This is a genomic window from Ilumatobacter nonamiensis YM16-303 (genome assembly GCF_000350145.1).
GTDB lineage: Bacteria > Actinomycetota > Acidimicrobiia > Acidimicrobiales > Ilumatobacteraceae > Ilumatobacter_A > Ilumatobacter_A nonamiensis.
Map to the genome: position 1 here is coordinate 1 of NZ_BAOL01000020.1, position 12,179 is coordinate 12,179.

Annotated in this window: 13 protein-coding genes; 11 read left to right on the forward strand and 2 right to left on the reverse strand. The window is 67.1% G+C overall.

Translation table 11 applies throughout. From position 1 onward, the window contains the following. The first annotated feature begins 75 nt into the window (after positions 1-75). The 3 genes from trkA to ON45_RS02920 all read left to right on the forward strand — a co-directional run bounded on the left by trkA (position 76) and on the right by ON45_RS02920 (position 3,884). Positions 76-1,425 carry a Trk system potassium transporter TrkA gene (gene trkA, locus ON45_RS02910; RefSeq protein ID WP_040491798.1) on the forward strand — a complete coding sequence of 450 codons (1,350 nt, stop codon included), beginning with the start codon at positions 76-78 and terminating at the stop codon, positions 1,423-1,425. 122 nt (positions 1,426-1,547) lie between these two features. Next, entirely contained in the window at positions 1,548-2,993 is a 1,446-nt protein-coding gene (locus ON45_RS02915) for a TrkH family potassium uptake protein (RefSeq protein ID WP_148288505.1), read from the forward strand. A gap of 24 nt (positions 2,994-3,017) precedes the next feature. After that, positions 3,018-3,884, forward strand: a complete 867-nt coding sequence (locus ON45_RS02920) for an MOSC domain-containing protein (protein WP_051062353.1) — start codon at positions 3,018-3,020, stop codon at positions 3,882-3,884. Between the two features lie 19 nt (positions 3,885-3,903). On the opposite strand, the gene ON45_RS02925 is transcribed toward ON45_RS02920, so the two are convergent. Together ON45_RS02925 and ON45_RS22925 are read right to left on the reverse strand one after the other, a co-directional pair. Next, a complete protein-coding gene (locus tag ON45_RS02925; RefSeq protein ID WP_040491800.1) occupies positions 3,904-5,154 on the reverse strand; it encodes an NAD(P)/FAD-dependent oxidoreductase in 1,251 nt (416 codons plus the stop codon). A gap of 17 nt (positions 5,155-5,171) precedes the next feature. Continuing rightward, entirely contained in the window at positions 5,172-6,050 is an 879-nt protein-coding gene (locus tag ON45_RS22925) for a hypothetical protein (protein WP_040491802.1), read from the reverse strand. A gap of 220 nt (positions 6,051-6,270) precedes the next feature. Between ON45_RS22925 and ON45_RS02935 the strand changes: the two genes are divergently transcribed. From ON45_RS02935 to ON45_RS02970, 8 genes are all read left to right on the forward strand, one after another. Continuing rightward, complete coding sequence (locus ON45_RS02935; RefSeq protein WP_040491804.1) at positions 6,271-6,750, forward strand: hypothetical protein; 480 nt, start codon at positions 6,271-6,273, stop codon at positions 6,748-6,750. 6 nt (positions 6,751-6,756) lie between these two features. Further along, complete coding sequence (locus tag ON45_RS02940; protein ID WP_040491805.1) at positions 6,757-7,170, forward strand: 4Fe-4S binding protein; 414 nt, start codon at positions 6,757-6,759, stop codon at positions 7,168-7,170. A gap of 16 nt (positions 7,171-7,186) precedes the next feature. After that, positions 7,187-7,972: a selenite/tellurite reduction operon b-type cytochrome ExtP gene (gene extP, locus ON45_RS02945; protein ID WP_148288506.1), complete on the forward strand. Its 786-nt coding sequence runs from the start codon at positions 7,187-7,189 to the stop codon at positions 7,970-7,972. A gap of 72 nt (positions 7,973-8,044) precedes the next feature. Further along, the gene (locus ON45_RS02950) at positions 8,045-8,818 is read left to right on the forward strand and encodes a cytochrome b family protein (protein WP_040491807.1); all 774 of its coding nucleotides are present in this window, start codon (positions 8,045-8,047) and stop codon (positions 8,816-8,818) included. 19 nt (positions 8,819-8,837) lie between these two features. Beyond that, the gene (locus tag ON45_RS20965; protein WP_051062354.1) at positions 8,838-9,722 is read left to right on the forward strand and encodes a QcrA and Rieske domain-containing protein; all 885 of its coding nucleotides are present in this window, start codon (positions 8,838-8,840) and stop codon (positions 9,720-9,722) included. Continuing rightward, on the forward strand, positions 9,722-10,837 hold the full coding sequence (locus ON45_RS02960; protein ID WP_040491809.1) for a c-type cytochrome: 1,116 nt from the start codon (positions 9,722-9,724) through the stop codon (positions 10,835-10,837). Before ON45_RS20965 ends, ON45_RS02960 begins: the two co-directional genes overlap by 1 nt. Before the next feature lie 5 nt (positions 10,838-10,842). Beyond that, positions 10,843-11,685: a hypothetical protein gene (locus ON45_RS02965; RefSeq protein ID WP_040491810.1), complete on the forward strand. Its 843-nt coding sequence runs from the start codon at positions 10,843-10,845 to the stop codon at positions 11,683-11,685. Next, on the forward strand, positions 11,685-12,176 hold the full coding sequence (locus ON45_RS02970) for an NADH-quinone oxidoreductase subunit A (RefSeq protein WP_051062355.1): 492 nt from the start codon (positions 11,685-11,687) through the stop codon (positions 12,174-12,176). The genes ON45_RS02965 and ON45_RS02970 overlap by 1 nt, the downstream gene beginning before the upstream one ends. The last annotated feature ends 3 nt before the right edge of the window (positions 12,177-12,179 follow it).

Consider the following 12,179-nt stretch of genomic DNA (forward strand, 5'->3'; position numbering starts at 1 on the left):
CGGAGCGCGGGAACAGTTCACGAGAACGGGGTGGGAACGCGACGGGAAGGGTGTGGATGCGCAACACTTGCGACAATGCATGTGATCATCGTCGGCGCGGGTGAAGTCGGCCGCTACCTCGCACAGCGTCTCGGCGCCGAAGGCAACGACATCGTCATCATCGAGCAGGACGAGTCGGTCGCCGCGTCGATCGGTGAGGAACTCGACGTCCAGGTGGTCATCGGGAGCGCGACGACGCCGTCGACGCTCGAGACCGCAGGGATCCGCCAGGCGGACCTGCTCGCCGGGGTCACGCAGAACGACGAGGTCAACTTCATCGCGTCGCTGCTCGCGAAGGAGTACGGCGTCGCCCAGACCGTTGCGCGGATCCAGACCGAGGAGCTGCGCGGACCCGCCGGCAAAGCGCTCCGCGATGCGATGAAGGCCGACCTGATCATCGACCCGGATGCGGACACCGCCGATGAGATCATGGAGTTGGCTCGGGTGTCGGGCGCCGACGAGGTGTACCGGATGTCGGACGGCGATCTGCTGGTGATCGGTGCCGTGATCAGCGACTCGTCGCCGCTGGCAGGGAGCACCCTCGCGGAGATCGGCCAGACCTACGAACCCGACTGGCGGTTCCTGTTCGGGGCACTCACTCGCGACGGTGAGACCGTGATCCCTCGCGGTGACCAGCGCCTCGAAGCCGGCGACCACGTCCGGGTCCTGACCACGCGAGACACGCGCAACGAGATCCTCGAACTGCTGGGTGCCAAGCATCGTCGCGCCAACCGGGTGATGGTGCTGGGCGGCGGTGCCGTCGGTTCGCGCGTCGCCGAGCGGCTCACCGAGGAGGGCGCCGATGTCGTGCTCGTCGAGCAGGATCTCGATCGGGCCAAGTACTTGAGCGAACGCCTCCCGTACGTGACGATCGTGAACGGCGACATCGAGGACATCGACCTGCTCAACGAGGAGTCCGCCACGCGGATGGACCTGGTGATCGCGGCGACGGGCGACGATGCGGCGAACGTCCTCGCGTGTGCGTTCGCCGCAGGTGACAAGCGGGCGTTCACGGTCGCGGTCCTGCACCGCCTCGCCCTTCTCCCACTGGTGCGCCAGTTCGGCATCGACGCTGCCGTCAGCCCGCGCACCGCGTCGGCGAACGCGGTGCTGCGCCACGTCCGCGGCGGAACCGCGTCCGTCGCGACGTTCCTCGAGAGCGACATCGAGGTCGACGAGTTCGAGATCGAGGAGGGATCGTCCGCAGACGGCGTTCGAGTGGCCGACCTGCACCTCCCGCACTCGATCGTCCTCGGAGCGGTGACGCGAGAAGGCGGGCCCGGCGAGATCGTGCGGGGCAAGACGACCCTGCACGCGGGTGACAACGTCGTCGTCTTCGCGCGACCGGAGTCGATCCCCGCGTTGCTCAAGGCGTTCACCGCGTGAACGTCGGTCGGCGCCAACACGACATCGACCCACGCGCGCTGTTCGACTCACGCGCTTCGGTTCTCAGCCGCGGGGAGCGCTTGGTTCGCTCGGAGCGTCGGCCCACGCTGGTCGGTCACATCGTGGGTCTGACGATCATGGTCGTGGGCCTGGGCGTCATCGTCTCCGGTTTGATCGACCTCGTCCACAGCGACTCCGACACGCTCGTCCTGCTGCTCACGGGATCGGTGATGAGCGTCGTGGGCGGACTGTTGTGGCGCTCGACGATCACGCCGAGTCGGATCCGGGTGCTCGACGTGTTCTCCGCGGTGACGATCACCTGGATCGTGATCGCGGTCGCCGGTGCCGTTCCGTACATCCTGACCGGACACTTCGAGCGGTGGGACGACGCGCTGTTCGAGTCGATCTCGGGCTTCACGACCACCGGTGCGACCGTCACCCCCGACATCGAGGCCACCTCGCGCGGGCTGCTGTTCTGGCGCTCGTTGACCCAGTGGATGGGCGGGATGGGCGTCATCGTGCTGGTGGTGGCCGTGTTGCCGACCGTCGGTTCCGGTGGGATGAGCCTCATGCAGGCCGAGGCGCCGGGCCCGACCGGGGAGCGGCTGACACCGCGGGTGCGCGAGACCGCGCGACGGCTCTGGGCCGTCTACATCGGGTTCACCGTCGTCCTCGCGGCGGCGTACGCGGCCGCGGGCATGAGCGTCTACGACGCGATCAGCCACAGCTTCACGACGGTCTCCACCGGCGGTTTCTCGCCGTATCAATCGTCGCTGGGTCACTACCAGTCCGCGGAGATCGAGTGGATCGCGATCGTCGCGATGTTCCTCGCCGGCGGCAGCTTCACCCTCTACTACCGCGCGCTGCGCAGCGACGTGAAGCCATTGCTGGTCTCCACCGAGTTCCGGATCTACGCCTTGGTGGTCGCCGGAGCGACGCTGTGGGCGTACGTCACGGCCGGGCGTGGCGAGGGGAGCGGCACGGGTTTCCGGGACGCACTGTTCACGATGACCTCGACGATCACGACGACCGGCTACGTCACCACCGAGTACGGCCTCTGGAGCCAGGCCGCGCAGGCCCTGATCCTGATCCTGCTCCCGATCGGAGCGATGGCCGGGTCGACCGCGGGCGGCGTGAAGATCCTGCGGGTGATGGCGGTGTCGAGCTTCGCCCATCGAGAGGCGCTCAAGCACCTCCACCCGCGGCTCGTGCGGCCGGTGCGGGTCGGGCGGGGAATCCTCAGCGACGACGTGGCGGGCAAGGTCGTCGGTTTCCTGGTGCTCGCGCTCGTGATCTTCGGGGGAGGATCGTTCTTCATCGCCGCCACCGGGCCGGACATGATCACCTCGTTCTCGGCGTCGGCGACGTCGTTCGGCAACGTCGGCCCGGGTCTCGGTGCGCTCGACCACGGCGGCGACTTCCTCGCGATCCCGCGCCCCGGACGGGCGATCGCGATGGTGCAGATGTTGCTCGGGCGACTCGAGATCTACCCCGTCATTCTCGCGCTGTCGGTCGTGACCCTGCGGTTGCCGCGGCCCGGTCAGCTGCGCCGCAAGTCCCACCACTGAGGCCCCGAACAGTACGATCCGGCGATGGCCGTGACCCTCAGCCAGATCGTCGTCTACCCGATCAAGTCGTGCGGTGGGGTGAGCCTCGACGAAGCCACCGTGTCACCGATCGGACTGGCGGGCGACCGAGAATGGCAGTTCGTCGACGACGACCGGAACGGCGTCACGCAGCGTCAGCACCGCGTCCTCGCGACCGTCCGGCCGGAACCGCTGGAGGACGGCGGGCTCAGGCTGACCGCGCCGGGTCGTCCGGCGATCGATGTCGATCGGGACGGCTCGTCGACGACGGTGAAATCACTTTTCGGTGTTCCGGTCGAGGCGATCGACGCGGGCGACGACGCCGCACGCTGGTTCACCGACCTCACCGGAGCCTCCGGTCGACTGGTCGCCATGCGCGATCCGGGCGGCTGGCGCCTGCCCGAGGAGTTCGATCTGTTCGGACAGGGCGCCCCGTTCAGCGATGCCGCGCCGATCCTGGTCGCGTCACGGTCATCGGCGGACTGGCTCGCCGAGCGGGCATCGGAGCCGTTCGGGATCGACCGGTTCCGGGCCAACCTGATCGTGTCCGGCGCTCCGGCGTGGGACGAGGACACGTGGGATCGTTTCGCGATCGGGCCGGTGTCGCTGCGGGCGGCGGCTCCCTGGCCGCGCTGTCAGATCCCGCAGGTCGACCAGGAGTCGGGGGACGCGCACAAGGAGCCGGCCAAGGTGCTCCGTGCGCATCGTTGGTGCACCGAGGCCCCCGGCATCGAGGGCGGGTTCCGCTCGATCGTGGAGGGAAGCGGACTCTTCGGGATCGCCTGCACGATCGAACCGGCCGGAGCCGTGGTGCGCCTCGGCGACGAGCTCACCGTGGAGTCCACGGCTGCGCCCGTCCTCGCCATGGACTGACGGGCACCGAGGCCCATTTTCACCAGCTGGGGGCGAAGCGGGCGATGAGGGCGGCGATGCGGTAGGCGCGTTCGGCACCGCCGGTCTCACCGTCGCGGAGTTCGTTGGTCGCGATGCGCAGCGCCGCACCCATGGCCGCCTCGCTGCGGATGCCGGTCGTCAACGCGGTGCGGAGCAGGATCGGACGCCCGAGGAAACGGGCGGTCAGACGGCCGACCTTGTGGTACTGGCCGAGCGACTCCTCGAGCAGCGCCGGGTAGTGCTGCAGCGTGGTCGAGTTCCCGACGGTCAACGCCTCGTCGAGGACGTCCGCTGCCGTCCGCCCGGTCGCGAGCGCAGCGCGCACGCCGTGTCCGTTGAACGGGTTGGCCATCGCAGCTGCGTCACCCGCCACCAGAAACGTCGGGCCCATCGCCGGGGAGACGGAGCCGCCGAGCGGGGTTCGGCGGCGAACGGGTTCGACGAGTCGTTCGCCCGGGTCGAAGCCCCAGCGTTCGGCGACGGAGGACGCGAACGCATCGAGCAACTTGATGATGTTCACCCCGTGGACGTACCGGTAGCTCGACAGCATGCTGACGCCGACGTTCAGGGTGCCGTCGCCGATCGGGTGCACCCACCCGTGACCCGTGATCGGATGCCCGTCGGCATCGGGCGGACCGAGGACCGTCTCGATCCACGAGTCGTCCGAACGTCCGCTCGTGACGTACGTGTTCGCCGAGATCGCATACGGCCAGCGTCGGTCGCGGTGGGTGCCGAGACCGCGCCCGAATCGGCTGTTGGCACCGTCCGCGACGATCAGGAATCGACAACCGATCTCGTCGGCGGAGCCGTCGGTGGTCTCGATGGCCGCGCCACGGACGAAACCGCGTTCGACGGAGGGCGTGGTGGCCCGCGACCCGAGGCGAACCTCGGCACCCACATCGGCGGCCCGGGCACGCAGCGCCTCGTTCAAGGCAGACCGACGAATGACCGCACCGGTCGAGGTCCCCGCCCGCGTGTGGGGCCAGCGGACCGGCACGGACCGTTCACCGCGCCAGAGGCGAGTCCCGTCGATCGGGTTCGCACCGACCGCACCGATGTCGACGCCGAGTTCCGACAGTTCGTCGACGGCTGCGGGGACGAGCAGGTCCCCGCTCCCGATCGGGGCGTCGCCGGTGCTGCTCTCGAGCACCGTGACCTGATGTCCGACCGCTGCGAGGCGGATCGCTGCGGCACAGCCGGCCGGGCCGCCGCCGACGACGAGGACGTCGGTCGACGAACGATCGGTCACATGTGCAGAGTAGTTGCTCAGCCTTCGGCTGCGGCGGGGGAGCCTTCGACCGGCGGGCCGATGACGTCGATCTCGAACTCTTCGCCCGCTTCGTCGACGAGGGCCGGGACCTCTTCGTCGGCGAGGGAGAATTCTCCGGCCTCGAGCGCGCTGAACACCGCCGACTCCTCGGAGCAGAACTCCTCGAACTCGACCTCGTACTCCTCACTGGTGGGGTCGGCGCCGCCGAGCGTGTACCGCTCGTGGCAGACCACACCGAGGATCTCGTAGTCGGTGAGACCGCCGCCGGCCAGCGAACCCTGCTGCGGCATGACGCCCAGCCCGTTCGTGACGTGCGGGCCGCCCTCGCGGTCGGGGTTGCCGTAGATGTCGACGCCGGCGAGGTTGTATTCGCCGGTGCCCCAGTACACGTAGCGCAGTTGGTCTTCGATGTTCGGGAACGTCTTCAGCACCTCTTCACCCGCGAACGGGTAGCCGACGCCGCCGCCACCGGCCGCGCCATGGCATGCCGCGCAGGTGCCGTACTGCTCGGCACCGATGCCGAGCGGACCTTCGACGACTTCGGGCGGCTCGGTGACCGCACGCACGTACATGAATCCCCACACCGGCATGAGGCCGAGGGTGGCCATGGCCCACCACGGGACCTTGCGTCGTTGCTTCGCAGCGGTGACGTACGCCGGGTCGGGCTTCGGGGGCTTGGGAGCCTCGGGCGCCGGCGCCGCGGCGCGGACCGGGGGACCGCTCGGTCCTGCCGGAGCGGCGGCCTTCTCGGTCGTCGCGGGCGTCGAGGCGGGAGTGGACGCCGCGGTGTCGGCGTCGCCGGCGTCGTCACCCTTGCCGATCGCGGCGCGCCGCTCGCGCGACCGCTTCAGCAGGTGTTCGGGGATCTCAGTCACTCGGCAGAGGATAGATGGCGAGCACGCGCTGGCGAAACTCTCGCCACACATTCGCCTCCCGAGCCGATCACCACCGCTCGTCGGACGCCGCGAGAACTTGTGCACAACCTGGCGCGTGCTGAGAACCTGTCTGCCAGACTTCGTTGATCTTCCTGCCATGAGTAGGCTCGGGAAGTCACCACCACGTCACCGTTCACAATCCAGGAGTTCGTTCGTACCGATGACCGCAGTCGACATTTTGAGTTGGCCCTTCTTCAACCAGGCCTTCATCGTCTCGTTCATCGCGTCCATCCTGATGCTCCTCGGCGTGGTCTGGTACGGCAAGCGACGTCCCGTCGGCAAGCCCGTCACCTGGGGCGAGGCGATGCTCGGTGCCACCTACATCTTCGGGATGCTGTTCCTCACCTACGGCATCCTCCCCCACCAGTTCATCGACCATGCCGACAAGGACCTCGGTTGGTCGCGTGACAAGCTCATCTACGGCCCGTTCGACATCCTCAAGCCCGAATCCGCCGGCGGTTGGAATCCGATCACCCTGCAGTACGAGGCGGTGCGCGACACCATCGTCGTCCTGCTGCACGCATTGTTCTTCGGCTTGAACATCTGGCTCGCCGTCTGGTGGCAGAAGCGCGGCGAGAGCACCGGGGCGAAGGAACTGCCCACGTCCACCTACGGCCGCCCCCTGGTGAAGAAGGCCTGATTCTCGATGCCGAAGACCGACGCCAATCCGCCGATGATGCCCTACACCGACGATTACACGTTGGTGGAGGTCGACGCGGACTACCTGTCGAAGGCCGTCAAGCCGAAGCAGTTCATCCACATCGATCAGTCGGAGTGCATCAGCTGTGAGGGATGTGTCGACATCTGCCCGTGGAAGTGCATCCACATGGTCAGCCTCGACGCGGTCGACGACGCGGTCGGCACCGAACAACCGGGTCTCGACCCGTCCGATGCATTCATGTTCACGATCGACGACGACATCTGCACCCGCTGTGCACTGTGCGTTGACCGGTGCCCGACCGGCGTGATCATTCTCGGCAAGGCCGGCACCGCAACCGCGGCCGGCGACTACCACACCCGAACCAACAACCATGGCTACGGCTATGGCATGAGGCTCTGAGGACCAACGACTTCTCATGTCCAAAATCATCGACGACAAACCGAAACCCACCCTCGGCGACCGCGCGAAGGACGCCATGGACGGCGTGCAGGGAAGCCAGGCCTGGAGCTCGATCTTCCGTCCCGGTTCGATCTTCCGCAAGGGCTACACCGACAGCCCGCGTAACCGCAGCTACGTGATCATGAACTCGGTGCTGTACCACTTGCACCCGGTCAAGGTGAAGCGCCACGCGGTCAAGGTGAGCTACACCCTGTGCCTCGGTGGACTCAGCTTCTTCCTGTTCATCCTGCTCACCGTCACGGGCATCTTCCTGATGTTCTTCTACCGTCCGGAAACCACGGCTGCCTGGGACGACATCAACAACCTGCAGACCTCGGTCACGTTCGGGTTGCTGGTCAGGAACATGCACAGATGGGGAGCACACCTCATGGTGCTCGCCGTCTTCTTGCACATGGCGCGCGTCTTCTACCACGGCGCATACAAGCCGCCGCGCGAGTTCAACTGGGTGATCGGGGTGATCCTGCTGATGCTCACCCTGCTGCTCTCGTTCACGGGCTACCTCCTGCCCTGGGACCAGTTGGCGCTCTGGGCGGTCACCGTGGGCACGAACATGATGGGGTACACCCCTGTCTTCGGTCAGGAGGTCAGATTCGTCTTGCTGGGCGGTGCCGAGATCGGCGCGGAGACCCTGCTCCGATGGTATGTCCTGCACGTGTTGTTCCTGCCGTTCGTGATCGTCATCTTCATGGCGATCCACTTCTGGCGGGTACGTAAAGACGGCGGCATTTCGGGTCCGTTGTGATCCGGATGATCGACTGGCGACGAACAAGGATTGACACGACATGAGCGGTCACACGAGCGATGAGGTCACCACATGACTGAAATCCCCGAGCACCTGCTGAAGCGGGCAGCCGCGGCGCGCGACAAGGCCAAGGAAGAACCGGCCGCCGAACCCGCCGCAGCGGAGGAACCCGCAGCAGCGAGCGACTCGCGTATTCCCGAGCACCTGCTGCAGCGCAGCAAGGCGGCCAAGTCCGCGAAGGATGCCCCCGAAGCCGAGTCCGGTGGCTCGGTCGCGGTCGCCGACAAGGTCGGCGCCGTCGTGGCTGCCGAACCTGCTGGTGGCGGCGTGCCGATCGGTGGTGGCCCCGGTGGTCACACCCAGCGCCTGCTCACCGTCGTCAAGTCCGGCACGATTCAGGACGTCAAGGCCACCCCGGTCGACAAGGTCCACACGTGGCCGCACCTGCTCGCCGCCGAGTTCGTGGCCGCCCTCGCCTGCACGGCGTTGGTGTTCGTGTTCTCGATCTTCGTGCACGCACCACTGCTCGAGTTGGCCAACACGAACCAGACGCCGAACCCGTCGAAGGCACCCTGGTACTTCCTCGGTCTGCAGGAACTGCTGGTGTACTTCCACCCGATGGTCGCCGGCGTGACCCTGCCCGGTGTTGGCCTGATCGCGCTGATCCTCACCCCGTATCTCGACCGCAACCCGTCGAACAAACCCGAAGACCGCAAGTTCGCCACATCACTCCAGACCGTGCACATCATGTTCTGGGCCGTGCTGGTGATCATCGGGTCGTTCTTCCGCGGACCGGGATTCAACTTCGTATTCCCATGGGTCGAAGGCCTGTTCTTCGAGCTCTGATGGAGAAGGAGCACACATCATGAACACCGCAGCTGTCATTGCCATCGCCATCGGGGTCGTCCTCGTCCTCGCCGCGATCAGCTTCTTCACGCTCGCGCGCCGCAGCGACGTACGCGGCGCCGGCGCGTTGTCGGGGGAGACCCTGAATCGAGACCGCGCGAGCCGCAAGGACTCGCGCGCCTACGAGGCCGAAGCCACCTCGTCGCGCACGGCGGCGGTCGCCGAAGCGGAGGGCACCGCATCACGCGGCACCGGAACTGCGCTCGCGACCGTCGACGAAGAGCCCGCCATCGTCCCGTGGGTCGAGCCCGACCCCGAGGTCATCGGCGTGTCGCGTCGGCAGTTCTTCAACCGCGCCACGGTCACGCTCATGAGCGCCGGCCTCGGAGCGTTCGCCGCAGCCGCATTCGTCGGCTTCCTCTGGCCGACCGGCACCGGCGGTTTCGGTGGCCAAGTGCCCGCCGGCAAGCTCGCCGCGATCAAGGACGGCATCCAGGCCGGCGGTGGCTTCTACTACGTTCCCGAAGCCCGCTCGTGGATCACCGAGTACCCATCCGACGCACTGCCCATCGCGCGCACCGTCTACCCGGCGAACCTGCTGACCGCGATGGAGGAGGGCATCGTCGTCCTCAGCCAGAAGTGCCCGCACCTCGGCTGCCGCGTGCCCGAGTGCCCGACCAGCCAGTGGTTCGAATGCCAGTGCCACGGCTCGCAGTACAACCGGGTCGGTGAGAAGAAGGGCGGGCCCGCTCCTCGCGGAATGGACCGCCACCCCGCCGACATCTCGGCGAGCGGCGACGTCGTCATCAACACCGGCGTCGTGGTCCCCGGGCCGGCGATCGGCACCAACACGACCGGCCAGGAAGCTGAAGGCCCCCACTGCACCGGTGGCGGCGACCACTGATGCTTGCACTCACCACGACCGCGATCGCCGGCTTGGCGTTCGCCATCATCCTCGTCGGGTTCGTCGTCTACGCGTTCTTCAACGTGCGCGCGGGCCGCGCCGAGATCGGCTCCGAGATCGAACTCGCGCCGAACCGCAAGCCGTACTACGACGACGAGACGCTCGAGGGCTCGCGTCTCGAGCGGATGCAACTGCTCGGTGTCGCGCTGCTGCTCGTCAGCGTCATCGGGCTCCCCCTCTACTGGGTCCTCGAACCGAGCCGTCAGGCCGGCGCCGAGGAAGGCTGGAACAAGCGCTTCGCCACCTGGGGTGAGGAGCTGTTCGCACCCACCGCAGAAGGCGGCTTCAACTGTGCTGGTTGCCACGGCGGAATGAACGCCGTCGGCGGCGAGGCGCCGTTCACCGTCACCGATCCGGTCACCGGAGCAGTCGAAGCCGTCAACTGGACCGCGCCGGCGCTCAACACGGTCTTCTACCGCTTCGACGCTTCGGAGATCGAGTTCATCCTCAACTACGGTCGCCCGTTCTCGCCGATGTCCCCGTGGGGAACCGTCGGCGGTGGACCGATGACCGAACAGCAGATCCAGACGCTCATCGAGTACCTGAAGAGCATCCAGATCGAGCGCGAGGGCTGCCTCGAGGACGAACTCGGCGACAACGCCACCACCGAGGACGCCGACGCCCTCGGCGGAGCGGTCGAGTACTTCGACACCCAGCTCTGTCCGTCCGGCCTCCTCCCGGCCGACGAGATGGACAACATCGAGGCCGCCGCCCGTCAGGCGATGGAAGCCGACGGCGTCTCGTACGGCGAGGCCCTGTTCAACCTCGAACTGGGTGCCGGTGCCTACAGCTGCGCCCGGTGCCACACCCTCGGCTGGAGCTACGGAGACCCCGGCGTCGCCGGTCAGGGCGCGTACGGTTGGAACCTGACCGCCGGGTCGACCAACAGTCACTTCACCGATGAAGAACAGATGGTGGAGTTCATCAAGACGGGCTCCGAGTTCGGCAAGCAGTACGGAATCAACGGCCAGGGCAGCGGACGCATGCCCGGCTTCGGTTCGATGCTGACCGACGAACAAGTTCGTGCCGTCGTCGAATACGTCCGGAGTCTGTGAGCGAAATGAATCTGTTGGCAATCGGCTGGGAGCCCGAACTTCGCGGACTCCTCACCGTCATCATCGCCGTCGTCATCCTGGTCGGCAGCATCTACCTGATCCTGATGACCAACATGGGATCCCGACTGGGGTTCCTCGTGACCATCGCCGCCCTCGCCGGCTGGATGATGCTCATGGGTCTCACCTGGTGGATCTACGGCATCGGGCTCCGCGGTGCGGACCCGTCGTGGCAACCCGTCGCGGGGGCCTCGGTCCTGCAGGACACCGAAGCGCTGCGCAGTGCCGGAGTGCTCGAGGAACTGCCTGACGTTCCGGTCGGGGCCACACCGGCGCAGGAGGCCGAGGTCGTCAGCAACGAACTCGTGAGCGAGGGCTTCATCGTTCTCGACCCGGCGTCGCCGGCGTTCGGCCAGGCATCGGCCGAGGCCAGCGTGCTGCTCGAAGAAGCCGGTGCATTCGCGGCCGGGGAGTACACGATCGTCGACATCTTCGACATCGGCGGCGCCCGTTCACCGATGATCGAGGCCGGCGCCATCCCGGGTCTCGACAACGATTCGCTCGACTTCCTCGCCTTCCGGCACGAGCCGCACTACGTGCTCGTCGAAGCCGCTCCGAACGTCCAGGTCCGGACCGAAGACGGCCGTGCGCCCGTCTCGCCGACGATCGACGAAACCCAGCAGCGTCAGTACGTGTACATGGTCCGCGACCTCGGTACCCGACGCCAGCCGGCGGTCGTCCTGACGATCGGTGGCGGAGCGATCTTCTTCGCACTGTGCTACCTGCTCCATCGTCGTGACCGGCACCTCGCCGAGAACCTCGCCAACGCGAAGGCCGTGGCGACCGCCTGATGGGCCAGTACCTGCCGATCGTGATCCTGATGCTCCTGGGCATCGTGTTCGGCGTGCTCAGCCTGTTCGCGTCCAAGCTGCTCGGCCCGAGTCGACCGTCGGCCGCCAAGGAAGCGCCCTACGAGTGCGGCATCGTGCCCTCCCGTGAACCTCCCGAGCGGTTCCCGGTGAGCTTCTACATCGTCGCGATGCTGTTCATCATGTTCGACATCGAGATCATCTTCGTGTACCCGTACGCGGTCTCTCACGGCCAACTCGGCGCGTACGCGTTCTGGGCGATCTTCCTGTTCTCGGTCGTCTTCTTCCTGACGTTCGTGTACGAGGTCGCCCGCGGCGGACTCGACTGGGGTCCGATCCAGAAGTACCGGAGCCTGCAAGCCGACGCCGAGATCGTGTCGCCGACTCGTTCGCTCGGGTCGACGATTCGCCGGGTCGGGAACGAGGGTCGTCTCGACGATCCGAGCAACACCACGAACCAACCGGCCGCGTAAGGA